Below are 22599 nucleotides of genomic sequence, written 5' to 3' on the forward strand. Positions count from 1 at the left end.
CGGGCTTCAGCGCGGGCTTCAGCAGTCAGGCCCGGCCGCTGCCCGCGAGGATGCGGACTGCGCGAGGATGCGCCGAAGCCAGCGGGAGCGGGCGTTCCGGGCGTCCTGGCTGATGGCCGCCTCCGGTGCGAGGGTGTCGAAGCCGTGGAAGGCGCCGGGCCAGACATGCAGCTCGGCTTGGCCGCCGGCCTGCCAGATCGCATGGGCGTAGGCGACGTCCTCGTCCCTGAAGGTCTCGGCCGATCCGACGTCGATGTAGGCCGGGGGGAGCCCGGACAGATCTGTGGCGCGGGCGGGAGCCGCGTACGGCGGCAGGTCCGGCGCGCCGTACCGGTCACCCAGCAGCGCCTGCCATCCGGTCGCGTTGGAGGTCCGGTCCCAGGTGTCGACGCCGGCCAGCTGGTGGCTGGAGAAGGTGCTGTTGCGGTCATCGAGCATCGGGCACAGCAGCAGCTGCCCGATGGGCGTGGGCCCGCCCCGGTCACGGGTGAGCAGGGCGAGCGCTGCGGCGAGTCCGCCGCCGGCACTCTTCCCGCCGAGAATGACGCGGTCCGCGTCGATGCCCAGTTCGGCCGCGTGCTCAGCCGCCCAGACGAACCCGGCGTAGCAGTCCTCCAGCGGTCCGGGGTACCGCGCCTGCGGTGCCAGCCGGTACTCGACGGAGATGACGGCCAACTCCAGCGTGTGCGCCCACTCGTGCAGCAGCTGCGGAAGGACGGACCACGCATTGCCCATGATCATGCCGCCGCCGTGCAGGTAGTACAGCAACGGCAGCGGCCCGGCGATCCCGGCGGGCCGCGCGCTCACCAGCGTGACGTCCGGCGCGCCCGACGCTCCCGGCACCCGCAGCTCATCCACCTCGAACCGGCCGTCCGCCCGCAGGTCCCGGACCGTCGGCCTGGGCCGGGTCGTGGCATCCCGCTCCTGCCGGGCGGCGAGGTTGTCCGGAGTGACCGGCTCCCTCGCCTGGTCCCCCAACGCCGCCAGCGCCGCGCTCAGTTCGGGGTCGAAGGGGGGTGCGACGTAGGCCGTCAGCCTGTCCGTACGGGTGGGGAGCGCTCGCGCGAGGTCCATGTGGAGTAGTCAATCACCCGCCGGGCGAGGGCGGCAGCTCCTCAGCCAAGTCACCTGCGAAGTCAGCTGCGAAGTCACCTACGATGCAGCTGGCACTCCTTCAACTCGCGGACGGTACAGGGAACATGTGCGGTCGTTTCGTCTCCACCAGCAAGCCCGAGGACCTCGTCCAGCTGTTCGGCGTGACGCGGTGGAACCCCGAGGAAGTCCTCGAACCGGACTGGAACGTATCGCCGACGGACCCGGTCTGGGCGGTCCTGGAGCGCCCGGTCCGGGACGAGGGGCCCGCGCCGGTGCGGCAGTTGCGCGCGTTGCGCTGGGGCCTGGTGCCGTCCTGGGCGAAGGACCCGTCGGTCGGCAGCCGGATGATCAACGCGCGGGCGGAGACCGTCCACGAGAAGCCCGCCTTCCGCAAGGCGTTCACCTCCCGGCGCTGCCTGCTGCCCGCCGACGGCTTCTACGAGTGGGTCGCCGTCCCGGCCACCACCGCCGCCAAGGCCCGCAAGCAGCCGTACTTCATCACGCCGCAGGACGGCGGGCCGATGGCGATGGCCGGCCTGTACGAGTTCTGGCGCAACCCCGAGGCCCCCGAAGAGGATCCGGCCGCGTGGCTGACGACCTGTTCGATCATCACGACCGACGCCACCGATGCGGCCGGCCGCATCCACCCCCGGATGCCCCTGACCATCACCCCCGCCGACACCGACGCCTGGCTCGATCCGGCCCACGGCGACCCGACCGCCCTGCGCGCTCTGCTGGTCTCGCCGGGCGCCGGCCGACTGACCGTGCGTCCGGTCTCGTCGGCGGTCAACAGCGTCCGTAACAACGGCCCGCACCTGCTCGACGAGGCCCCGCAGGCGTAGCACGCGCCCTTGGAGGCGGCTGTAGCACGGCCGTAGCACGACCGCCGTTCGACCGCCGTGCGGGGTGCCGGGCACGCGCGGCGTCACCGGATGGTGCAGGATATCCCCATGTCTACCAACGTTTTCTTCGACATCACCATCAACAACGAGGCCGCCGGCCGGATCGTCTTCAAGCTGTACGACGACGTCGTCCCCAAGACGGCGCAGAACTTCCGCGAGCTGGCCACCGGCGTTCACGGCTTCGGCTACGCCGGCTCGGGCTTCCACCGCGTCATCCCGCAGTTCATGCTCCAGGGTGGCGACTTCACCCGCGGCGACGGCACCGGCGGCAAGAGCATCTACGGCGAGAAGTTCGCCGACGAGAACTTCACGCTCAAGCACAACAAGCCGTTCCTGCTGTCGATGGCGAACGCCGGCCGCAACACCAACGGCTCGCAGTTCTTCATCACCACGGTGGAGACCGCCTGGCTCGACGGCAAGCACGTCGTCTTCGGCGAGGTCGTCGAGGGCCAGGAGCTCGTCACGAAGATCGAGTCCCTGGGCTCCCAGTCCGGTGCGACCCGCGCGAAGATCGCCATCGCGGCCTCCGGCACCGTCGGCGAGTAGTTCCCAGGCAGGCTGGGCCGCCTCAGCGCTGCTGAGCGGCCGCTCGGCCCGGCGCCGCACCGGTCAAAAACCCGGTCCGGCGCCACCTGGGCGCCTGCGGCCCTGTCCGGGTGCCGTCGTGTCGGGTGCCGTCGGCGCCTCGGGTCGCCCGCTTGCGCCGCAGGGACTGACGGACGCCCTGAGCTCGGTGATGCTGGGGTCACATCCGCCGGCATCGGCCGTGCGGCCCGGCGGAGGGACCGAGACGTGGACGAGTTCACCGAATCCGTAGTGGAGCGCGTCCGCACCGCGCGCGACGAGCTCAAACAGGCCGTCGCCGAGCATGACTCCTACGCGATCTCCCGCGGCCTGGACGAGCTGGAGAACGCCCTGGCCCTCGCGCGCGAGAGCGGTATCGAGGTGCCCCCGGTCGAGCCGGACGAGACCGACTAGACTGTCGGGAGCGGTTGACTCCCGGGTTCCCGCCATCGGGCCGGGCCGTCGTCCCGGACGCAGGATGCCCCACTCCGGGCGAAGCAGCCGCCGACTCCTCGCCACACGCACGTCGGAACGGGTCTGTGCCTGGGCGCTCGCGGCCGATCGTCGCGCACACGGTACGGGTGGCGGCGCTTCTTCACCCCCTCGGGGCGACCGGATTTCTGACGCCCTGGCAGATCGGGGCCGATTCGACTGAGAGACTTACTCATATGACCACCGATCGCCGTCCGCTGGGACTGCCCGCTTTCTCCGAGCCCGCCACCGATACCGTCAACGCCCCCACCGGGAGCGGTGATGAGCGTCGGCCGCCGGCCGTGCCGATCGAGCAGGGCGCGGACTTCCGGCAGCCGCCGAGCGAGGAGGTCCCGGCGCCCCGCGCGGTCCGCAACCCGCTCGCCGTCGGCGGGATGACGTTCTCCGACCCGGGTGGGCAGATCTGACCTACCCGCTGGTAACCGGCCGGTAGGTGCAGACGTGCACGCCCGTGCGGCTGGTGACCGTGGAGACCAGCTCGAGTGTGCGCAGCGCGCCGTCGTCGGGGAAGAGCCTCTTGCCGCCGCCGAGCAGCACCGGAATGATCATGAGCCGGAGCTCGTCGACCAGGCCCTCCCGCACCAGGGCGCGTACGAGCGTGGGGCTGCCCATGACCAGCAGGTCGCCGCCCTCGCTCTCGCGCAGCTTGCGGATGCGGGCGACCGCCTCGGCGCCGGGGATGAGGGTCGTGTTGTTCCAGGTCAGTTCGTCCGCGCCCAGGGTCTGGGACACCACGTACTTCGGGATGGCGTTCATCTGGTCGGCGAAGGGGTCGCCGGCCCGCTCCGGCCAGGCCGCGGCCATCGTCTGCCAGGTGCGGCGGCCGAACAGCAGCGCGTCGGTGCGAGCCATCGCGTCGCCGATGGCGGCGCCCATCACCTCGGGGTCGAAGAACGGGTGTGACCAGCCGCCGTGGGCGAAGCCGCCGTCGGTGTCCTCCTGGGGGCCGCCCGGCGCCTGCACGACGCCGTCCAGGCTCATGAACTCACTGATCACGATGCGCACGGGAGTTGTTCTCCTCTTCTTCGGACTTGTGGACTTCCGGACTTCTGGACCTGCGGACCTATGGACGAATCATCGCCCGGATGCGGCGCGGGGCGCGTCCCCGAGCTGCTCCGCCAGGGTGCTCAGCGCGGCGCCGAGCGGCAGGGCGACCTTGGCCGTCGCGTAGGAGTCGCCGCGCGTGGCGCCCTGGTTGACAATCGCGACGGGCTTGCCGGCCTGCGCCGCGTGGCGTACGAAGCGCAGGCCCGACAGCACCGTCAGGGACGAGCCGAGGACCAGCAGCGCCCGCGCGGCGTCGACCAGGTCGTAGCACTGCTGGACCCGGGATTTGGGGACATTCTCGCCGAAGAAGACCACATCGGGTTTGAGGATGCCGCCGCACACCTCGCAGGGAGCGATCCGGAACGTGTCCACCAGCGCCGCCGGCAGCTCGACGTCGCCGTCCGGGTTGACCGGGGAGCCGGTGTCCCGGAAGGCGCCGTTCAACGCGTGCAGGCGCCGGTCGAGTGCCTCGCGCGTGCTGGTGCGCCGGCAGTCGAGGCAGATCACGCGGTCGAGGCCGCCGTGCAGCTCCACGGCGTCGAGGGTGCCGGCGGCGCGGTGCAGCCCGTCCACGTTCTGGGTGATCACGGCCGACACCCGGCCGGAGCGGCGCAGCTCCTCGACCGCCCGGTGCCCGGCGTTGGGCTCGGCCCGGACGATCGCCTGCCAGCCGACGTGGCTGCGCGCCCAGTACCTGCGGCGGCCCGCCTCGCTCGCCACGAACTCCTGGTACGTCATCGGCGTGCCGCGGCGCCGGCTGCCGGTGGCGCCCCGGTAGTCGGGAATACCGGACTCGGTCGACAGTCCCGCGCCGCTCAGGACCGCGACACCTCGCCCGGCCAGCAGGCGTGCGATCTCGTCCAGACCAGTGCTCAGCGGGTGCGTAGGCATGTAAGCAGCTTAGACCGACCGGCAATTGGGGGGCGGCGTCGCGACGCCCGGGCTGTCGCCTGGACGGCTTCTCCTCAGTCGCCAATGCTCCGCAGTGGCTCCCTCGTCGGCACCGCCCAGACTCGGCCCGGACGCCGCTCCTTCCTCCACCCCCCAATTGCCGGTCGGTCTTAGACCGACCGCCAATTGGTGGGCGGGCGTCCGGTCACAGGTCGGTGAGAGGGGCGGCAAAGCGCATTCACAGCTTGGGGCGGGAGCGTGTCCGCCATGACCAGTACCAGCGCCGTCCCTTCGGACGCCCTCCTGCCACCGCCGCCCGTCCCGCCGCCCGGCGGCCCTGCGGCGGAGTCGATCTTCCCACCCCCTCATCCGACCGGCAGCCCGACCGGCAGCCCGAGCGGTGGTCCGCCCGGTGGCGGTCCGGGGCGCGCGTGGGTGCGGCGCGGGTGGCGGGGGCGCGCCGAGGACGCGGCCTGGGTGCGGCCGGCGTTCCTGGCGCTGCTCGCGCTCACCGCGCTGCTGTACTGCTGGGATCTGAGCGTCTCGGGCTGGGCGAACTCGTTCTACTCGGCGGCGGTGCAGGCCGGCACCCGCAGCTGGACGGCGTTCTTCTACGGCTCCTCGGACGCCGCGAACTTCATCACCGTCGACAAGCCCCCGATGTCGCTGTGGCCGATGGAGCTGTCGGCGCGCATCTTCGGGCTCAGCTCCTGGAGCGTGCTGCTGCCGCAGGCGCTGATGGGGGTGGCCACCGTCGGGACTGTCTACGCCGCGGTCCGGCGGCGGTTCTCCGCGCTCGGCGGGCTGGTCGCGGGCGCGGTGGTGGCACTGACCCCGGTCGCCGCGCTGATGTTCCGGTTCAACAACCCGGACGCGCTGCTGGTGCTGCTGATGGCGTTGGCCGCGTACGCGCTGCTGCGGGCCGTCGAGACGGCGAGCCTGCGCTGGGTGCTGCTGACCGGGGCGCTGTTCGGCTTCGGGTTTCTCACCAAGACCTTGCAAGCGTTCCTGATCCTGCCTGCGTTCGCACTGATCTACCTCGTGGTCGCGCCGACGGGACTGTGGCGCCGGATCCGGCAGCTGCTGGCGGCGGGGGCGGCGCTGGTGGTGGCCGCGGGCTGGTGGGTGGCGGTGGTCCAGCTGGTGCCGGCCGCCGATCGGCCGTACGTCGGCGGCTCGCAGGACGACAGCTTCCTGTCGCTGACCTTCGGCTACAACGGCTTCGGACGGCTGACCGGCAACGAGACCGGCAGCGTCGGTGGCGGCGGCGCTCCCGGGGGCGCTCCCGGTGGCGGTGGCGGTGGCGCCGCTGCCGGTGGCGGTGCCACCAGCGCCCTCGGGCACGGACCGGTCGGCGGTGGGTCGGGCGGCCAGTGGGGTTCCACCGGTCTTGGCCGCCTGTTCGGCACGGACATCGGCGGCCAGATCGCCTGGCTGCTGCCGGCGGCGCTGGTGCTGCTGGTGTTCGGTCTGTGGGCCACCCGGCGCTACGCGCGCACCGACTCGGCGCGCGCCGCCTTCCTGGTGTGGGGCGGTTTTCTGGTCAGCACCGGGCTGACGTTCAGCTATATGGGCGGGATCTTCCACCAGTACTACACGGTCGCGCTGGTCCCGGCGATCGCCGCCCTGGTCGGGATGGGCGTGGACGGCCTGTGGCGGGCCCGGCGGCGGCTGCCGTACGCGCTGCTGCTCGGGGTGGTGGTGGCAGGTACCGCCGGGTGGGCGTTCGTGCTGCTCGGGCGCAGCAGCGGCTTTGTGCCGTGGCTGCGCTGGGTGGTGCTGCTCGGCGGGCTCCTGGCGGCCGTACTCCTGGCGGTGCCGGGCAGGCGCCTCGGTGGGCGGCTGGCGGCGGTCACCGGGGTGGCCGCGCTGGCGCTGGGGCTCGCCGGGCCCGCCGCGTACGCGCTGGACACGGTCGCGACCGGTCACACCGGGTCGATCGTGACGGCGGGGCCGCGCGTGCAGGGCGCGAGCGGACCGGGCGGCGGTGGCATGCCCGGCGGCGGTGCGGGGCGTCCCGGCGGCCGCTTCGGCGGCGGGCTGGGCGCCGGCCAGGGCGGCCAGGGCGGGCTGGGCGGTCCGGGCGGCTTCGGTGGCCCGGGTGGCATGCCCGCAGGTGCGACCACGGGTACGACCGCAGGTACCGGCGGACCGGGCGGCGGCGGTGGCGGTATGGGCGGCGGTGGTGGCGGCATGGGCGGGCTGCTGGACGGCACCCGGGTCAGCCCGGAGCTGGCCGCACTGCTGAAGCAGGGCGCCCACGGCTACACCTGGGTCGCCGCCGCGGTCGGCTCGCAGAACCAGGCCGGCTACCAACTCGCGGTCGGCAGCCCGGTGATGGCGCTGGGCGGCTTCAACGGCACCGACCCTTCGCTGAGCCTGGCCGGCTTCCAGCAGGACGTCCGCGAGGGCAAGGTGCACTACTTCATCGCCGGCGGCGGGATGGGTGCTGGCGGCATGGGCGGCTCGTCCTCCGACTCCGCGCAGATCACCGCCTGGGTCACGGCGCACTTCACCGCGAAGACCGTCGGCACCGCCACGGTCTACGACCTGTCGGCACCGAGCAGCTGACCAGCTGACCAGCCGACCCACTCAGAACGGCCAGGCCACCAGTGCGGTGGCCTGGCCGTTCTCAGCCGTTCTTAGCCGGCGCACAGGATCGGCACAGGAACATCTCAGCGCCGCCGTCCAGGATGGCGGCCATGGTCGTCTTCCCCTCTTCCACGCCTTCCTCCGGCCCCGGCGGCAACCCGGAGCTCCGCCGGGCCGACGGCACGCCGCTGCGCCTGCTGGTCGTCGACGACGAGCAGGCGCTCACCGAGCTGCTGTCGATGGCGCTGCGCTACGAGGGCTGGGAGGTGCGTACGGCCCACGACGGCGTGTCGGCGCTGCGCCTGGCCCGCGAGTTCAAGCCCGACGCGGTCGTCCTGGACGTCATGCTGCCCGACATCGACGGGCTGCAGGTGCTGTTCGGGCTGCGCCGCGAGCTGTCGGAGGTCCCGGTGCTCTTCCTGACCGCCAAGGACGCGGTCCAGGACCGCATCGCCGGCCTCACCGCGGGCGGCGACGACTACGTCACCAAGCCGTTCAGCCTGGAGGAGGTGGTGGCCCGGCTGCGCGGACTGCTGCGCCGGTCGGGGGCGGCCGCCGCCCGCGAGGGGGCGCGGATCGTGGTCGGCGACCTCGTCCTGGACGAGGACACCCACGAGGTCAGCCGGGCCGGCGAGGAGATCGAGCTGACCGCGACCGAGTTCGAGCTGCTGCGCTACCTGATGCGCAATCCCCGCCGGGTGCTGAGCAAGGCGCAGATCCTGGACCGGGTCTGGTCCTACGACTTCGGCGGCCAGACCAACATCGTCGAGCTGTACATCTCCTACCTGCGCCGCAAGATCGACGTCGGCCGGGAGCCGATGATCCGCACCCGCCGGGGTGCGGGGTACTCGATCCGCCCCGCCGAGGCCGGATGAGAACCGTGGCCGCGCCGCGGCCATCGAACGCCGTGCCGCGGTCATCGAACGCAGCGCCCCGGCCGAAGCGCGCCGCCCGCCTGGTCCGGGTGGGCCGCTGGTCGCTGCGGGCCCGCCTGCTGGCCGCCCTGCTCTCGCTGCTCGCCGTGGCGTGCGCGGTGGTCGCGGTGGTCACCGCGGTGGTGCTGCACCAGGACCTCTACGGCCAGCTGGACCGCCAGCTGGACGACGTCGCGATGCGCGCCGCCGGTCCGCCGGGCGCGCCCATGCTGCCGAGCGGCGACCTGGGTTTCGTCCTGGGGCCCGGCCAGCCGCTGGCCACCCTGGGCGCCGTGGTGGACGGCGGCCAGGTGGTCGAGGGCCGTACCAGCTCCGGCTCGCTGAGCCCCGACACCACCGAGCTGGGCCCGACCCAACTCGCCGTGCTCGCCCCGCTCGCGACCGGCCGCGAGGGCATCGCCCACTCGGTGGACGTGCCCGGACTCGGGCCCTACCGGGTGGAGTTGGCGCACGACAACCGCAACGGCGACCGGATCCTCGTCGGCCTGCCCGCGTCCGACCAGCAGGACACCATGGACCGCCTGGTCACCGCCGAGCTCTGCGTCGGCGCCGGCGCCCTGCTCGCGGTCGGCCTGGTCGGTTTCGTCGCCACCGACTCCGCCCTGCGCCCGCTGCGCCGGGTGGCCGCCATCGCCACCCGGGTGGCCGAACTGCGGCTGCACCAGGGCGAGGTGGACCTGCACGAGCGGGTACCCGAAGCCGACACCGACCAGCGTACCGAGGTCGGCCAGGTCGGCGCGGCGCTCAACGGGCTGCTGGACCACGTCGGTTCGGCGCTGGCGGCGCGCCAGGAGAGCGAGCTGCGGGTGCGGCACTTCGTCGCCGACGCCAGCCACGAGCTGCGCACCCCACTGGCGTCGATCCGCGGCTACGCCGAACTCACCCGGCGCGGACGCGAGGAGATCGGCCCGCAGACCCGGCACGCCCTGAGCCGGATCGAGTCGGAGGCCGCCCGGATGACCGCCCTCGTCGAGGACCTGCTGCTGCTCGCCCGGCTGGACGCCGGCCGCCCGGCGTCGACGGCTCCGCTGGACCTCACGCCACTGGACCTCTCCCCGCTGGTGGTGGACTGCGTCAGCGACGCCCGCGCGGCGGGCGGCACGCATCACTGGCGCCTCGAACTGCCCGACGAGCCTGCCCTGGTGCTCGGTGACCAGGCGCGGCTGCGCCAGGTGCTGGTCAACCTGCTGGGCAATGCCCGCCACCACACCCCACCGGGCACCACCGTGACCGCGCGTGCCTACCAGCAGGGCGAGCGGCTGCTCCTTGAGGTGGCGGACGACGGCCCCGGCATCGCGGCGGAACTGCTGCCGCACATCTTCGACCGGTTCGCGCGCGGCGACGCCTCACGCTCCCGGCACGCCGGCAGCACCGGCCTGGGCCTGGCCATCGTGCACGCCGTGGTGTCCGCGCACGAGGGCGAGATCGCGGTGCGCAGCGCACCGGGCGGTACGGTCTTCACCGTCAGCCTGCCCCCGCACCAGGTGGCCGCCACGGCGCGGGCGGGAGGTTCATAGCGGGCCTGCGTTCACAGCTGGCCTGCGGTTCACAGCGGGCCTGCGGTTCACAGCCGGGTCATACCCGCGGCACACGGTGGCGACAGCAGCGCCGAGCACGGTGGCCCCATGCGAACACTGACGCCCACGCCGACCCCCTCCCACCGTCAAGCCGCCATGCCGGCCCGGGAGTTCCTGCCCACCGACCGCGACGAGCCGGTGGTCGACGTGGTGATCCCGGTGTACAACGAGGAGCAGGACCTCGCCCCGTGCGTGCGCCGCCTGCACGCGCACCTGACCACCGCCTTCCCCTACACCTTCCGCATCACCATCGCCGACAACGCCAGCACCGACACCACCCCGGGCGTGGCGCGGGCGCTGGAGGAGGAGTTCGACGAGGTCCTCGCGGTCCGGCTGGACCGCAAGGGACGCGGACGGGCGCTCAGCGCCATCTGGCTCGCCTCCGACGCGCCGGTGCTGGTCTATATGGACGTCGACCTGTCCACCGGGCTCAACGCGCTGCTGCCCCTGGTCGCGCCGCTGATCTCGGGCCACTCCGACCTGGCGATCGGCTCCCGGCTGACCCGCTCCTCGCGGGTGGTGCGCGGGCCCAAGCGCGAACTGGTCTCCCGTGCCTACAACCTGATCCTGCGCGGCAGCCTGGCGGCGCGGTTCTCCGACGCCCAGTGCGGCTTCAAGGCGATCCGGGCCGACGTCGCCCAGCGCCTGCTGCCGCTGGTGGAGGACACCGCGTGGTTCTTCGACACCGAGCTGCTGGTACTCGCCGAGCGGGCGGACCTGCGGATCCACGAGGTCCCGGTGGACTGGGTCGACGACCCGGACTCCAGCGTCGACCTGCTGCGCACCGCCACCGACGACCTCAAGGGCGTCTGGCGGGTCGGCCGCGCCCTGACCACCGGCCGGCTCCCGCTGGACCGGCTGCGCCGGCCCTTCGGCGACGACCCGCGCGACGGTGAGCTGGACCAGGTCCCGGCAGGGCTGGCCCGCCAACTGCTCGGCTTCACCGCCGTCGGCGTCGCGAGCACCGCGCTCTTCCTCGCCCTCTACACGCTCTGCCGCCAGGCCACCGGCCCGCAACTCGCCAACGCGCTCGCCCTGTTGCTCGCCACCCTGGCCAACACCGCCGCCAACCGGCGGCTCACCTTCGGCGTCCGCGGCCGCGCCCGTGCGCTGCGCCACCAGGCCCAGGGACTGCTGGTCTTCGCCGTCGGCTGGACCCTCAGCGCCGGCGCGCTCGCCGCCCTGCACACCCTCGGCACAGCGGCCCCGCGCTCCGCGGAACTCGCCGTCCTGATCGCCGCCAACCTCGCCGCCACCGTGCTGCGCTTCCTCCTCTTCCGCGCCTGGATCTTCACCGCCCCCCGCCCCCCGGCCCAGGGCGACGGCCCCGGCACGGGGAACTGACCACCGGCCAGAGCGGCCGGCGGCCTCGCTGATGTTCTGTCGGGACGCCGGTTACGATCACACTCTCTGAACCCATCCACGTAGGGGAGCGCACGGGGCCTTGAAGAGACCTGGATGCCTGACGATCTCGGTGAGTGCCGTCGTCCTGCTGAGCCTGCTCGGCTGGGGTGCGAAGTCGATGCTGGACTCGGCGTTCGGGGCGCCGGACAACCAGGTCGCGGCGACCGATTCAAGGGTCTGCCCGCAGAGCAGCGGCAACAACCTCTCCCTCGCCGATGCGACCGGGCACTTCGGCCTGGTTGTCCCCTCCAGCGCCACGAACATCGTCTTCAGCGCTGACGTAGGCGGTTTGCAAGGGGAGTCGGACCTGGCGCTGCGCTTCACCACGACGCCGGCAGACCTGGCGACGTTCCTGATGGCCAGTCAGTTCGAATCGCCGAGTGCGACCACAAAGGTGGCCGGCGGCTGGACCACCTATAGTCCCGGAGTGCCCGTCCAGCCCGCGCGCGGCCTGTGCGGCCTGACCCCGCCGGTCAACCCCACCATGGTCTACGGCCAGGACAGTCCCGGTAGGGCCAAGAAGGCCGACTCCCGGTCCGTGGCAGTGGACGGGACGACCGATCCGGCGCACCCGGTGGTGTGGGTTTCCGGCACGGACCTGTGACGCTCCCGGGTCAGAAGCAAGTGGCTCCCTTCGGGAGTTGACGATTCCGATTGTCAACTGGTCGCGGGCCGGGCGGAGTTGTCGAACTCGTACCAGGACCACTGCTCGGCCGGCCGGTAGCCGAGGGCGCGGTTGATGGTCAGCATGTGCTGGTTCTCGGCGTTGTTGAAGGTCTGGACCCAGTCGGCGGCGGGGAACTCGTCGAGCATCCAGAGCGTCTGGGCGGCCTTGATCCGCAGGCCGAGGCCCTGGCCGCGATGCTCGCGGCTGACACCGGTGTCCCAGATATCCAGGGACCTCGGTCCGTCGGGGGTGCTGACGAAGATGCTGAACCCGCCGACCTGGCCGCTTTCGGTGACGGCCGCCAGCACGTGCCGCCGCACTCCGGCCCGGACGCTGAGCTCCTCGCGCCCGCGCAGCCGCGCGAGGTCGTGGGCGACGTGCTCGTACACCATCTCACCCTGCGGCGCGTCGTTCATCGCCTCCATCGCGGCGCAGAACGACTCGGCCAGCCGGTCGGGGCAGCGGTCGGTCCAACGCACCAGCTCGTAGCGGGAGTTCTTCGGCGTGGCGCGGGCGGCGGCGTTGAGCTGGACGGGTGGCACGGCGGTGAGGTCGAGCACCGACCTGGTCGCCTTCTCCACCTGGCGCCCGCCCTTGGCCGTGACCAGGGTGTCGACGGGCAGCGCGGCCGAGGTGTTGGTGGTCACCCGCCGGCGCCCGAGCGTCGAACCCAGGCGCAGCACGTCCGCCCACAGCGCGGAGCCGACGCCGCGCCCCCGCGCGTGCGGGGCGACCCAGACGGAGGCGACGAGCAGGTCCTCGTTGGCGTCGTCCTCCCACTCGGCGATCACCAGGCCGTCGGCCGTTGCGGCCCCGGGGGAGTCGAACGCCGCGAACACGCTGGTGTGCGCCTGCCAGTCGGGCAGGCACCACAGCCGCAGCATACTTGCCGGGAGTTCCGGGAAGCCGGGCATCTGCTGGGCCAGCACAGCACGCGCGACCGGTAACGCGGCCGCCAGGTCCTCGGCGCGGTGCGCCGGGTCGAGCTCACGTATCTCCACAGCCGTCAAGCGTCCTCCTGGCAGCAGGATCCCGCCAGCGGTTTTCCTACGCCGCTACGCCGCCGCTACGCCTCGGGGTCGCGGGTCGAACTCGCGGCCGGCGGGCGGTGCTGCGGTCGATGGCGGTGTCACGGTCGGGAGAGACGACGGCTGGCTCGGGGCGCGCGGCCGTGCGGACGGCCACGACCGTGTGGAAGGCGCGTGGCCTGTCGGGCCTGTCGGGCCTGGTAGCAGGCGCGCAGGTACCAGCCGGCCAGCCGCTCGCACGCCGCCTGCCGCTGCTCGGTGGTCTCGTCCCGGCGGGTGAGTTCGGCCGCGTAGGTGCGCAGCAGGTCGTGCAGCCGGTAGCGGTCGGGGCCGTCGACCTCGACGAGGTGGGCCTCGACGAGGGTGTCGAGCAGGTCCTCGGCTCGTCGCAGGGGGAGGTCGAGGAGGGCGGCGGCAGCGTGTGCGGTGAAGCGGGTGCTGGGGCACAGCCCCAAAAGTCGGAACGCCCACGCCGCGGACCCATCGGCTGAACTGCCCGCCTGCGCTCCGGTACTCGGCCGCCCGGCCCGGATGCCCGGGAGGTTGTGGTAGCTGGTGTGGAAGGCGGTGCGGATGGCGAGGTCGCCGAGGGTGAGCTCGTCGAGGAGGTGGCGTTCGTCCTCCAGGCGATCGGCCAGGGTGGCGATGGCCCAGGTGGTGCGGTCCGCCAGGCGGGCGCCGGCGATCCGCAGCGCGAGCGGCACGCCCCCGCAGCCGGCCAGCACCCGCGCCACCGCCTCCGGTTCGGCGGCGGTCCGCCGATCGCTGATGACCGCGGCGAGCAACTCGCCCGCCTCCTGGTCGTCGAGGGTGCTCAGCGGCAGATGGCGGGTGGCGAGCAGGTCGCTGAGGCGGGTGCGGGCGGTGATCAGGACGGCGCAGCCGGCCGTGCCGGGGATCAGCGAGCGGATCTGCGCGGCGCCGGCGGCGTTGTCCAACACCACCAGCACCCGCCGCCCGGCCAGCAGGCTGCGAAAGCGCGCCGCCAACTCCTCGACCTGAGACGGGATGCTCCCGGCATCCTCGCCCAGCGCCCGCAGCCACTGGCCCAGCACCTCCGTGGGATCCCGAGGGGCGAGGTCGGCGCCCCGCAGGTCGGCGTACAGTTGCCCATCGGGGAAGTGAAGGGCGGCCAAGTGTCCGGCCTGGACGGCGAGTGCGGTCTTGCCTAGCCCGCCGGCGCCGGTGACCGCGACCACCGGGACCTGCCCGGGCCCGTGCCCGCCGGTGGTCAGCAGGCCGACCAGCTCGTCCAGTTGCTCGCGTCGGCCGGTGAAGTCGGCCACCACCGCCGGAAGTTGCGCCGGCACGGATGCCGGGGCCACTGACACCGTGGCCGCCGGGGTCGGTGGCCGACTGCCGTCGGGTGGCGACAGAGGACAATGGACGTCACCGAGCAACCGCAGCAGCCGGGTGCCGTCCACGCCGAGCGCTCCGGCCAGGGCCGCCAACGCCTCCCGGGTGACGAGCCGTTTGCCGTTCAGCCAGCGCTCCCACGAGGCATGGCTGTAGTGCGTCAGCACCCCAAGCTGCTTCAACGACAGCCGATGCGCGTCCTTCAACGCGCGCAGCTCCTCCACCAGTTGCCGCTGATCCGGGCTCAGCCCGTCAGGCAGCGCAGTCCAGTACGACACGAGACCATCCCCCCGGGGATCACAGTGTCACGAAACGCCGGTGACGTCGTCTCACAGCGCAGTTCGCACGCATCCGGTCGGTGACAGTGTCACACACCCAGGCGCCGCCCTAGGCGAACTCGACCGAAAACCCAAGGATCGGCGTCAGGTGGACAACTCACCGACAGTCCAACGATCCTGGAGGCTCACCATGCGGTTCATCACCGGCTCACGCCCGGCCCGAGTGGCAACGCTGCTCGCCACCGGCCTGCTCGCCGCCGGTCTCTCGGCCGCCACCGGCCCCACGGCCTTCGCTGCCCAGCCAGCACAGTCCGCCCACACCACCGCCAGCACCGGCGACCAGGCCAACGCGAAGGCGATGCAGCAGGCCCTGGCCGCCGCCCTGCAGAAGCAGGCCATCCTGCACCCCAACGACACCGGCCGCCACATCTGTTACGCCGCCCAGGTCCAGAACATCGGCTGGCAGGCAGCGGTATGCGATGGGCAGATCGCGGGCACCGTCGGGCAGTCGCTCCGCCTGGAGGCGCTCAATATCGCGGTCTCCGGTGTCGGCGGAGTGTGCGCGCAGGCGCACGTGCAGAACATCGGCTGGCAGAATCCGGTCTGCGGAAACGACGGCGATGTCCTAGAGGTCGGCACCGTCGGGATGTCGCTGCGGATGGAGGCCCTCAGCATCATGGTCCCCACCGGCAGCGTGTGTGCGGACGCCCACGTGCAGAACATCGGCTGGCAGGGCACGAGGTGCCAGGGCGCCAACGTCTGGGACACGGTCGGCACGGTCGGTCAGTCCCTGCGAATGGAAGCGATCGCGCTGACCGTCTGACCCTGAGTACCTCAGGTGCAGGGCCGCTCCCGCTTGCCGGCTATTGCCGCAGGCGGGAGCGGCCCTGCACCCGTGCGGCCGAGTGGGTGATCCGCAGCCGCCGGGCGGGGGAGGGCGCGGTGTGGCAGGGCGGGCCGGGTGGCTCGGCATCCAGACTCGTGATCGGGGCGACAACAGCAAGATCACCAGGAAAGCCGAGATCACGATGCATGACTCACCAGCTGACAGCCACCGGCAGGCGGACGTCGCCGGCTCAGCCACCCGACGCCGCTTTCTCGTCGGCGGCGCCGGCGCAGTGGCCGCCGTCCCCCTCCTCGGAACCGCCCGGGCGTTCGCGCAGCCCCGCAGCATCGCCGATCCGACGCAGCCGCTGGTGCCGGATGCGGACACGCCCGGGCCGGACGAGGCGCTGCGGTGGCTGGTCGAAGGCAACGAGCGGTGGGTGGCCGGAAAGCTCCTGCATCCGCACCAGACCGTGGCCCGCCGCCTCGCGGTGGCCGCGGGCCAACACCCGCTGGCGACCGTCTTCTCGTGCATCGACTCCCGCGTGCCGCCCGAGATCGTCTTCGACCGTGGCGTCGGGGACTTGTACGTCGTGCGAACCGCGGCCCAGACCAACGACGACCTGATCCAGGGCGCGGTCGAGTACGGCGCCGAGGAGGCCGTGACCCCGCTGGTCGTGGTGATGGGCCACCAGCGCTGCGGCGCCGTCACCTTCGCGGTGGATGCCCTCAACAACGGCACCGAGGTACCGGCCCACCTCGTCGCGGTCGTCGAAGCCCTCAAGCCCGCCTACGAGGCAGCCAAGCCCCACCCCGGCGACCAGGTCGACAACACCGTTCGCGCCCAGATCTGCCTCACCGCCGACCAGCTCCGCGAGGACCCCCTGCTCGCCCCGCTCGTCTCCGAGCACCGGGTCCAAGTGGTGGGCGCCTACTACTCCCTGGACACCGGCTGCGTGGAGTTCATGCTCCCCTGACGCTCGGAGGACGACCAGGTTGGTTCACCGGCTGGTCGGGGTCGTCCAGCCACACCCGGTGGTCGCCGGCGGTGTCCACGGTCAGCCCGAAGCGGTCGAAGCCGGGCCGGCCGGCGCCGAGCCACCACGCGTACGCCGCTTCGAACTCGTCCCACAGGCGCCGGGCGCCGTACTGCCGCACCTGGTGCTCAGGCTCACCGTCCCGGAAGGTGACAGCGGACCAGGCCGGCTCTGCGAGGCTGTACAGCCACAGCGTGCGGGCGCCGTCGTCGTGAGGCTGGAACGCGTGGGTGGCGTGCGGAAGTCGAAGGCCGAGCGCGAACGGGAACGGGTCGAACTGCCCATGTGCCGGCAGGGTGGCCACGGTGGTGGACTCCTCCACCGTGCCGCCGGCGTCCGGCGCTTCGGGCCACACCAGGCGGTGTGCGCGAAGTTTCATGAACTCCACCGGCCGCAGGAACGGCCCGGTGGCGGCCGTGCCGTCGTCGTGAACGGTGAGTCGCACCAGAGCATCGGCGTTGCCGTAATGGGTGCCCCACGGTGCGAGGATCACGCCGCCCGGCCGGGTCTGCTCGACCAGGGCGCCGGGGATCTGCCGCAGGCCGCAGGACACGATGACGCGGTCGTACGCGGCGCCGGCCTTCCAGCCGAACCGGCCGTCGCCACAGATCACGGTGGGCCGGTAGCCGGCCGCCCCGAGCCGGCTACGGGCGTCGGCGGTGACCTGCGGATCGACGTCCACCGCGTAGACGTTGGCGTCGCCGAGCCGGTGCGCCAGTAGCGCCGTGTCCCATCCGGTGCCGGCGCCGATGTTCAACACCTTCTGCCCCGGTTGGGGGTCGAGTTCGGCGAGCATCCCGGCAACGACGCTGGGCATGCTCGCCGAACTGGTGGGCACGGTGCCCGGTTCGGTGCCGGCGTGCTGGCCGTCGTCCCACTGAGTGACGATCGGGATGTCGGCGTCGGCCGCCTGCGTCCACGCGTCGGGGTCGGTGCGGCGGTCGAGCGGCCGGCTCCGCCCGGTGGCCATGTCGTGGGCCCACATCAGGTCGGGCAGGAACAGCGAGCGGGGCAGCGCGGTGAACGCGGCTGCCCATTGGGGGGTCACGTAGTCGGGAAGGCGCCGCCCCGGCGCACGGCCGGGGCGGTCCTCCCACTCAGGGGCGAGCGTCACTTGCGGTGGCCTCCGTCACCGGGAGGCGGGCCGCCGTCGGGGGTCGGCGGGGCCGGCGGCGGCGTCCACGGCTGACCGGGGACCAGGTCCGAGTTTCCGCCGCCGCCCTGGTCGCCGCCACCTCCTCCGCCGCCTCCGTGGCCGCCATCGTTCGCGATCATGGTTGGTCTCCTTTGTCGCGTCGGTACTGATGGTCCCTTCCCGGGGTGCGGGATGGGTAGGGCACCGGCTGCACGGGGGTGACGGCCGGCTCGCGCTCGGGGGCTGGTCCGCCCGGTGCGTTTCCACGATTGCCGAGGGGGATCGGTTGTCCTGCACCGGGCGGAGTACCAGACTGGCCATCAGAACTGCTCGTTCTCAACGCGCTTGCACGGGCTGGGGCGGCGACTGTCGGTCGATCGCGTGGTCCACCACGGTCTCCGGTGGCGGGGCGTCAACGCCATATCACCGGTAACTCATTCTGTGGAGGTTCCGAGTCGTCCGCTATCACCGGGGTGTCATCCGCTGCCCGTATGCCGCGCTCGGCCTGGGGCCGGAGCGCAGTGGCCGGGTCTGGAAGTGGCGATGATGCCGCCGCATTCGGCAGGATCTCGGTCATGCGGATTCTTGTGATGGGCGGGACATGGTTTCTGGGCCGCGCAGTGGTCCAGGACGCTCTGGAACACGGCTGGGATGTATCGACGTTCAATCGAGGCCGTTCCGGGCCGGACGTGCCCGGCGTCGAGGCGATCCACGGCGATCGAACCGATGACGATGACCTGGCACGCCTTGCCGGGTACGGGCGTTGGGATGCGGTGATCGACACGTCTGCCGGCGAGCAACCGCCTCGGACGGTTCTCGCCGGTGCTCAGGCTCTGGAGGCCGCAGCTGACCGGTACGTCTACGTCTCGACGGCCTCGGTGTACGCCGGCTGGCCCGACCAGCCGCTTCGGGTTGGCGATCCTCTGCTGGACGGCCCACCCGATGCGGATGAGGACTACGGTCGTAACCCCGAAGGCTGGGTCGGCCCCAACCTTCACTATGGACGGCAGAAGGCCGGCGCCGAACGTGCTGTCCTGGCGGCCTTCGGGGACGACAGGTCCTGGCTGTTGCGGCCAGGGGTGATCCTCGGCCCCGGGGAGTACGTCGGCCGACTTCCGTGGTGGCTCCATCGCGCCGAGCGCGGCGGGCGGATCCTGGCGCCGGGCAACCCCGACAAGGGTATCCAGCCGGTGGATGTGCGCGACGTGGCCCGGTTCGTGCTCGACGTCGCCCAGCGGCCTGGTGGCGGGGTCCACAACGTCACCGCCCCGATCGGCCGCGACACGATGGCTCGGTTCCTGCAGTCGTGCATCGACGCCACCGGAAGCAGCAGCAGTCTGGAGTGGGTGGACGACGGCCTGCTACTGGAGCACGGCGTGGAGCAGTGGACCGAACTTCCCTTGTGGCGCACGAATGAGGGAGTGTGGCTCATCGACTCGACGACCGCGTACGAGGCCGGGTTGAGCTGCCGTCCGCTGGTGGAGACCGTTGCCGATACCTGGGCGTCGCTTCAGTCCGGCAGCCTGCCGGTTCCGCACCCAAGGGCCGCCGCCCACGGCATCGCGCCGGAGAAGGAGGCGGCGATTCTCACTGCCGTTGCGGCCCTGTCATGAGACGGCGCGCGTCCAGCTCCACTGGACGCGCGCCTGTCGATGACAGAGGGACGAAGTCAGCCGCCGAGGGAAAGGCGGGTCACCCCGGGGCGGAGTTGCTTCGCAACAGACGCACGGACGTACTCCTCCAAGTCCTCGCCCAGCGCGATGGCTGTGGGGGCGGTGCAGACGGGCTCGGTGATGAGGAGATTGCGCACACGGTGGACGCGCTCTACCAGACCGGCGATGCGGCGGTCCGGGGGGAGCGTCGCAATCGGCTTCAGCATGTCGACCGCGCCGTCCAGATCACCGGCGAGCAGGAAGCCGGCGGCACCGTCAGCACGAGCTTCCGCCTCGATACGCGGTGTCCGGCGGCCTACGGGAAGCGCTGCCTGCAACGCCAGGACCTGGCCGGTCTGTTGCTGTGCTCCGGCGCCGTTGCGCAGGAGGAGGAATGTCGTGCCGTGGGAACGGGCGAGGCGGGCTGCGTCGTGGTGGAACTCCCCGCCGATTCCGTCGTGGAGATCATCGGTGTCATCGCCCTGGTCGTCCAGGCTGGCCCGCACCGCTCGCTCGGCGCGTACGGCGTCGCCGAGGTGGCCGTAGACACGGGCTTCGATGGCGGCGAGTCTGGCGCGCGCCACCGCGCCGATCCCCTGGTACATCTGTGCCTGTTTGACGTGCTGGAGAGCCTCAGCTGGACGGCCGTCCCAGTACGCCAGGATGGCCAACGTCCCGCCGGCGAAGGCCCTCAGCGGATCAAAGCGAGCAGCTTCTCCGTAGGTCGCAGCAGAGCGGGCCAGCCGGGTGGCCGCCCCCAGGGATCCGAGGTCGAACGCCGACATCGCGAGCAGCGCCGCCGTCTGCCCGGCCGTGATGAGCAGTTCCTGTCGTTGGGCGGGGATCTGGGTGCGATCCAACATGTCCGCCACGCTCTCCCTCAACGCTTTGCCGTCACGGAAGATGTCGAAGGGCGACTTCTGGTGATAGCTGCGCGACAGGTTGACGATGTCGTCGCGCAACTGCTCCAAAGACATACTGGACAGGGCTTGGGAAGCCACAGAGAAGGCATGATCCGAGGCGTCACGTGCGGTCATCGCGAGGTCGCTTTCGAGGTCGTACGGGACTTGCGGGCTGAGGTCGCCCTCGGGAGCCGGAACCAGCAGCGCTGATGCCGGCATATGGAACATCTGCTCCAACACCTGGGCAGACCTGCCGGCAGGACGGTCGACCCGTCCCGCCGTCCAGCGGCGGAAGGTGGGCTCGGAGATGGTGAGGCCGCCGAACTTGCGGTCCTTGAGCCGCTTTGCCAGATCGTTGGCCGCAGCTGCAAACTCACGTTCGAAGTCTTGGTAACTCCAGTGACGCTGCTCGGATACGAGAACCCACAGCAGTGTCCTGGTGGTCTTCATCCGCAGACCCCTTCCGATCCGTCCTGCGCGCCGGATGCGATTCGCGGTGCAGGGACCAGCTTGCCTCGTTCCTAACTGATACAGCATCACATCAGCTGTTTTCACTGGTTATGGACAGATGACATCTCAGTGATCCCCGCCGAGTGCAACGGTGCATCAGATGATCGCGGCGCGAACTGGTGGCGATACGACGGCAGGGCACACAGTAGGTGGTCGATCGAGGTTGGAAGCGAACCGAGCGGCAGCATTTCTTGCTGATCCAACGCCCGATCAATCCCTACTCACTGAGGACGCCATGACCCTTCTGCGGATCCGCCACCAGGTATCGCCCAGAGCCCTGCGGAGGGGAGCTGACTCATGTCCATCCTGAGCCGGCATATCCAGGCCCAACGCCAGCAAGCACGCATCGCAGTAACGAAATTGACGGATGCGCTGGCTCGCGCCGGGGCGCCGCTTCCGTCTGTCGGGCTCGACCCGGCTTCGGCCCTGACCGGCACTGTCCTGGTCGATCTCGGGCGGGCTCGAGCCGACGTGGTCGTAATGATCGCCGAACTGATCCTGGAGGGACTGGACGCCCGTGACAAGCGACAGAGTTGAGTCCCAAGAGGCCCGGATGGTCCGCGAGCTTCGCGAAGCCGCGCAGCGGGCGGTTGACGCCCTGGTGGACGCGTTGGAGCTCAACGGTCTGCCGCTGCTGCCCGGTCTGGAGGGTGGCCGGGTCACCCTCCTCCCTCGTGGCGTTCACGTCGAGATCGGCGGGTGCAACGTGCGTACCGTGCAGGCGATCGCCGATTGTCTCAAGGATCACGCGCGCTGTTCGAGCCGCGTGGTGCCCGGCGCGGTCGTGCCCGCTGGGCTGGCCGAACTGTCCGCTGTGCGAAGGGATTTGAGCGAATGATGAGCACCGTCGCCCCCGACGATGACGTTCCCCCGACCGGCTCGTACGTCGTCGACCGCAAGTCGCTGCGCATCCTGGTCGTCATGGACAACCGCCATGGCGAGCTCTACCTGCGCCCGCCCGGCGGCGGCGTCGAGATCACCCGCAAGCCCGAGCAGGTCCGCCCCGCCGATCGCGGCGAGACCCTGCGCGGACGCGTGGTCAAGGCCAACCTGGACGCCGAGCACGGCTGCGCCGGATGACCGACCACCCGCACGACGAACCACAATGCCTGCGCAGACGCGACATCTGGTGCACCATCCCGGACACGGTATGACAAGCCGCCGTCCGCTATGAAGCAACGGTGCTGGTCGCGGCCGTCGGCGAGTGGCTCTGATCAGGCACTCTCAGATCGGGCGTCAGCAGTCGGGAACGGGCGCGTTCCGTTCGCACGTTGGGTCAGCATGGTGACGATAGCCGGTCTGCTGTTGATGATAGTGCTGATGGTCGTGCCCTTCGCGCTGGCCTCAGTCCGGCATGTCGTGCTGCGTTCCGGCCGTCCGGCATGGCTGTGCCGTCGCATGGCCGGGCGCGGGCCGAGCAGTGGGCTCGGCCTTGGTGCCGCCGCAGCCGAGGAGCTGCACGCCTTCTTCGATGCCAGTAAGCGCGTGCAAATCGAGCAGCGCCAGGCCCAACTGGTCTTGCGAGACGACGATCAGGCTGGCGCGCCGCCCCGGACGGGCATCGACTTGGACAGAGGCATCGCGGTCGTTCGAAAGCGAGGGTAGACGCGCGAGTCACATTCCGGGTGCTGTGTAACCGGGCACGCGACACTCCACGGCTCAATGGCTCCCCCGCCCTCGCGGGTCCGTGCACCCCGCGCCGACCATTCC

24 protein-coding genes are annotated in these 22599 nt (G+C 71.6%); 16 read left to right on the forward strand and 8 right to left on the reverse strand.

Annotated features, from left to right (window positions below):
• Positions 1 to 18: 18 nt before the first annotated feature.
• Entirely contained in the window at positions 19 to 1074 is a 1056-nt protein-coding gene (locus P3T34_RS37185) for an alpha/beta hydrolase fold domain-containing protein (protein ID WP_280670843.1), read from the reverse strand.
• Positions 1075 to 1199: 125 nt separating this feature from the next.
• Between P3T34_RS37185 and P3T34_RS37190 the strand changes: the two genes are divergently transcribed.
• The 4 genes from P3T34_RS37190 to P3T34_RS37205 all read left to right on the forward strand — a co-directional run bounded on the left by P3T34_RS37190 (position 1200) and on the right by P3T34_RS37205 (position 3460).
• A complete protein-coding gene (locus tag P3T34_RS37190) occupies positions 1200 to 1937 on the forward strand; it encodes an SOS response-associated peptidase (protein ID WP_280670845.1) in 738 nt (245 codons plus the stop codon).
• 108 nt (positions 1938 to 2045) lie between these two features.
• The gene (locus tag P3T34_RS37195; protein WP_280670847.1) at positions 2046 to 2543 is read left to right on the forward strand and encodes a peptidylprolyl isomerase; all 498 of its coding nucleotides are present in this window, start codon (positions 2046 to 2048) and stop codon (positions 2541 to 2543) included.
• A 246-nt stretch (positions 2544 to 2789) separates the two neighbouring features.
• Positions 2790 to 2975 carry a hypothetical protein gene (locus tag P3T34_RS37200; RefSeq protein WP_280670849.1) on the forward strand — a complete coding sequence of 62 codons (186 nt, stop codon included), beginning with the start codon at positions 2790 to 2792 and terminating at the stop codon, positions 2973 to 2975.
• 254 nt (positions 2976 to 3229) lie between these two features.
• Entirely contained in the window at positions 3230 to 3460 is a 231-nt protein-coding gene (locus tag P3T34_RS37205) for a hypothetical protein (protein ID WP_280670851.1), read from the forward strand.
• 1 nt (position 3461) lies between these two features.
• On the opposite strand, the gene P3T34_RS37210 is transcribed toward P3T34_RS37205, so the two are convergent.
• Positions 3462 to 4058, reverse strand: a complete 597-nt coding sequence (locus P3T34_RS37210; RefSeq protein WP_280670853.1) for a dihydrofolate reductase family protein — start codon at positions 4056 to 4058, stop codon at positions 3462 to 3464.
• A gap of 69 nt (positions 4059 to 4127) precedes the next feature.
• Positions 4128 to 4991 (reverse strand): NAD-dependent protein deacetylase, encoded by an 864-nt coding sequence (locus P3T34_RS37215; protein ID WP_280670855.1) that lies wholly within the window; start codon positions 4989 to 4991, stop codon positions 4128 to 4130.
• Positions 4992 to 5258: 267 nt separating this feature from the next.
• Between P3T34_RS37215 and P3T34_RS37220 the strand changes: the two genes are divergently transcribed.
• From P3T34_RS37220 to P3T34_RS37240, 5 genes are all read left to right on the forward strand, one after another.
• Complete coding sequence (locus tag P3T34_RS37220; protein WP_280670857.1) at positions 5259 to 7562, forward strand: glycosyltransferase family 39 protein; 2304 nt, start codon at positions 5259 to 5261, stop codon at positions 7560 to 7562.
• A 131-nt stretch (positions 7563 to 7693) separates the two neighbouring features.
• Entirely contained in the window at positions 7694 to 8458 is a 765-nt protein-coding gene (locus tag P3T34_RS37225) for a response regulator transcription factor (RefSeq protein ID WP_280670858.1), read from the forward strand.
• A gap of 32 nt (positions 8459 to 8490) precedes the next feature.
• Positions 8491 to 10035 (forward strand): HAMP domain-containing sensor histidine kinase, encoded by a 1545-nt coding sequence (locus P3T34_RS37230; protein WP_280670860.1) that lies wholly within the window; start codon positions 8491 to 8493, stop codon positions 10033 to 10035.
• Between the two features lie 156 nt (positions 10036 to 10191).
• Positions 10192 to 11439 (forward strand): glycosyltransferase, encoded by a 1248-nt coding sequence (locus P3T34_RS37235; RefSeq protein ID WP_280672635.1) that lies wholly within the window; start codon positions 10192 to 10194, stop codon positions 11437 to 11439.
• A gap of 130 nt (positions 11440 to 11569) precedes the next feature.
• The gene (locus P3T34_RS37240; protein WP_280670862.1) at positions 11570 to 12103 is read left to right on the forward strand and encodes a hypothetical protein; all 534 of its coding nucleotides are present in this window, start codon (positions 11570 to 11572) and stop codon (positions 12101 to 12103) included.
• A gap of 53 nt (positions 12104 to 12156) precedes the next feature.
• Here P3T34_RS37240 and P3T34_RS37245 read toward each other — a convergent pair whose 3' ends face one another.
• Entirely contained in the window at positions 12157 to 13167 is a 1011-nt protein-coding gene (locus tag P3T34_RS37245) for a GNAT family N-acetyltransferase (RefSeq protein ID WP_280670864.1), read from the reverse strand.
• A gap of 128 nt (positions 13168 to 13295) precedes the next feature.
• Positions 13296 to 14828: an XRE family transcriptional regulator gene (locus P3T34_RS37250; protein ID WP_280670866.1), complete on the reverse strand. Its 1533-nt coding sequence runs from the start codon at positions 14826 to 14828 to the stop codon at positions 13296 to 13298.
• 190 nt (positions 14829 to 15018) lie between these two features.
• Between P3T34_RS37250 and P3T34_RS37255 the strand changes: the two genes are divergently transcribed.
• Positions 15019 to 15651, forward strand: coding sequence for a hypothetical protein (locus tag P3T34_RS37255; RefSeq protein WP_280670868.1), 633 nt, complete (start codon positions 15019 to 15021; stop codon positions 15649 to 15651).
• 205 nt (positions 15652 to 15856) lie between these two features.
• On the forward strand, positions 15857 to 16630 hold the full coding sequence (locus tag P3T34_RS37260) for a carbonic anhydrase (protein ID WP_280670870.1): 774 nt from the start codon (positions 15857 to 15859) through the stop codon (positions 16628 to 16630).
• Here the strand turns inward: P3T34_RS37260 and P3T34_RS37265 are convergent.
• A complete protein-coding gene (locus tag P3T34_RS37265) occupies positions 16617 to 17804 on the reverse strand; it encodes a methyltransferase domain-containing protein (protein WP_280670872.1) in 1188 nt (395 codons plus the stop codon). The two genes, P3T34_RS37260 and P3T34_RS37265, sit on opposite strands and share 14 nt — an antisense overlap.
• Positions 17801 to 17965, reverse strand: a complete 165-nt coding sequence (locus P3T34_RS37270; RefSeq protein WP_280670874.1) for a hypothetical protein — start codon at positions 17963 to 17965, stop codon at positions 17801 to 17803. Before P3T34_RS37270 ends, P3T34_RS37265 begins: the two co-directional genes overlap by 4 nt.
• A 435-nt stretch (positions 17966 to 18400) precedes the next feature.
• Here P3T34_RS37270 and P3T34_RS37275 point away from each other — a divergent pair, with 435 nt between their 5' ends.
• Positions 18401 to 19438 (forward strand): NAD-dependent epimerase/dehydratase family protein, encoded by a 1038-nt coding sequence (locus tag P3T34_RS37275; protein WP_280670876.1) that lies wholly within the window; start codon positions 18401 to 18403, stop codon positions 19436 to 19438.
• A gap of 56 nt (positions 19439 to 19494) precedes the next feature.
• Here P3T34_RS37275 and P3T34_RS37280 read toward each other — a convergent pair whose 3' ends face one another.
• A complete protein-coding gene (locus tag P3T34_RS37280) occupies positions 19495 to 20829 on the reverse strand; it encodes a DNA-binding protein (RefSeq protein WP_280670878.1) in 1335 nt (444 codons plus the stop codon).
• Positions 20830 to 21186: 357 nt separating this feature from the next.
• On the opposite strand from P3T34_RS37280, the gene P3T34_RS37285 reads away from it, so the two are divergent.
• The 4 genes from P3T34_RS37285 to P3T34_RS37300 all read left to right on the forward strand — a co-directional run bounded on the left by P3T34_RS37285 (position 21187) and on the right by P3T34_RS37300 (position 22494).
• Positions 21187 to 21426 (forward strand): hypothetical protein, encoded by a 240-nt coding sequence (locus P3T34_RS37285; protein ID WP_280670879.1) that lies wholly within the window; start codon positions 21187 to 21189, stop codon positions 21424 to 21426.
• Positions 21427 to 21442: 16 nt separating this feature from the next.
• Positions 21443 to 21727, forward strand: coding sequence for a hypothetical protein (locus P3T34_RS37290; protein ID WP_280670881.1), 285 nt, complete (start codon positions 21443 to 21445; stop codon positions 21725 to 21727).
• Positions 21727 to 21969, forward strand: a complete 243-nt coding sequence (locus P3T34_RS37295; RefSeq protein WP_280670883.1) for a hypothetical protein — start codon at positions 21727 to 21729, stop codon at positions 21967 to 21969. Before P3T34_RS37290 ends, P3T34_RS37295 begins: the two co-directional genes overlap by 1 nt.
• Before the next feature lie 201 nt (positions 21970 to 22170).
• On the forward strand, positions 22171 to 22494 hold the full coding sequence (locus tag P3T34_RS37300) for a DUF6191 domain-containing protein (protein WP_280670885.1): 324 nt from the start codon (positions 22171 to 22173) through the stop codon (positions 22492 to 22494).
• Positions 22495 to 22599: the final 105 nt, after the last annotated feature.

It is taken from the genome of Kitasatospora sp. MAP12-44, assembly GCF_029892095.1.
In the GTDB taxonomy this organism is placed as follows: domain Bacteria; phylum Actinomycetota; class Actinomycetes; order Streptomycetales; family Streptomycetaceae; genus Kitasatospora.

Coding starts and splice junctions, on each gene's coding strand:
- P3T34_RS37275 (WP_280670876.1), top strand. CDS start 18,401: ATGCGGATTCTTGTGATGGGCGGGACATGGTTTCTGGGCCGCGCAGTG.
- P3T34_RS37290 (WP_280670881.1), top strand. CDS start 21,443: ATGGTCCGCGAGCTTCGCGAAGCCGCGCAGCGGGCGGTTGACGCCCTG.
- P3T34_RS37195 (WP_280670847.1), top strand. CDS start 2,046: ATGTCTACCAACGTTTTCTTCGACATCACCATCAACAACGAGGCCGCC.
- P3T34_RS37270 (WP_280670874.1), bottom strand. CDS start 17,965: ATGATCGCGAACGATGGCGGCCACGGAGGCGGCGGAGGAGGTGGCGGC.
- P3T34_RS37225 (WP_280670858.1), top strand. CDS start 7,694: ATGGTCGTCTTCCCCTCTTCCACGCCTTCCTCCGGCCCCGGCGGCAAC.
- P3T34_RS37220 (WP_280670857.1), top strand. CDS start 5,259: ATGACCAGTACCAGCGCCGTCCCTTCGGACGCCCTCCTGCCACCGCCG.
- P3T34_RS37260 (WP_280670870.1), top strand. CDS start 15,857: ATGCATGACTCACCAGCTGACAGCCACCGGCAGGCGGACGTCGCCGGC.
- P3T34_RS37185 (WP_280670843.1), bottom strand. CDS start 1,074: ATGGACCTCGCGCGAGCGCTCCCCACCCGTACGGACAGGCTGACGGCC.
- P3T34_RS37215 (WP_280670855.1), bottom strand. CDS start 4,991: ATGCCTACGCACCCGCTGAGCACTGGTCTGGACGAGATCGCACGCCTG.
- P3T34_RS37280 (WP_280670878.1), bottom strand. CDS start 20,829: ATGAAGACCACCAGGACACTGCTGTGGGTTCTCGTATCCGAGCAGCGT.
- P3T34_RS37300 (WP_280670885.1), top strand. CDS start 22,171: ATGGTGACGATAGCCGGTCTGCTGTTGATGATAGTGCTGATGGTCGTG.
- P3T34_RS37295 (WP_280670883.1), top strand. CDS start 21,727: ATGAGCACCGTCGCCCCCGACGATGACGTTCCCCCGACCGGCTCGTAC.
- P3T34_RS37190 (WP_280670845.1), top strand. CDS start 1,200: ATGTGCGGTCGTTTCGTCTCCACCAGCAAGCCCGAGGACCTCGTCCAG.
- P3T34_RS37285 (WP_280670879.1), top strand. CDS start 21,187: ATGTCCATCCTGAGCCGGCATATCCAGGCCCAACGCCAGCAAGCACGC.
- P3T34_RS37255 (WP_280670868.1), top strand. CDS start 15,019: ATGCGGTTCATCACCGGCTCACGCCCGGCCCGAGTGGCAACGCTGCTC.
- P3T34_RS37235 (WP_280672635.1), top strand. CDS start 10,192: ATGCCGGCCCGGGAGTTCCTGCCCACCGACCGCGACGAGCCGGTGGTC.
- P3T34_RS37205 (WP_280670851.1), top strand. CDS start 3,230: ATGACCACCGATCGCCGTCCGCTGGGACTGCCCGCTTTCTCCGAGCCC.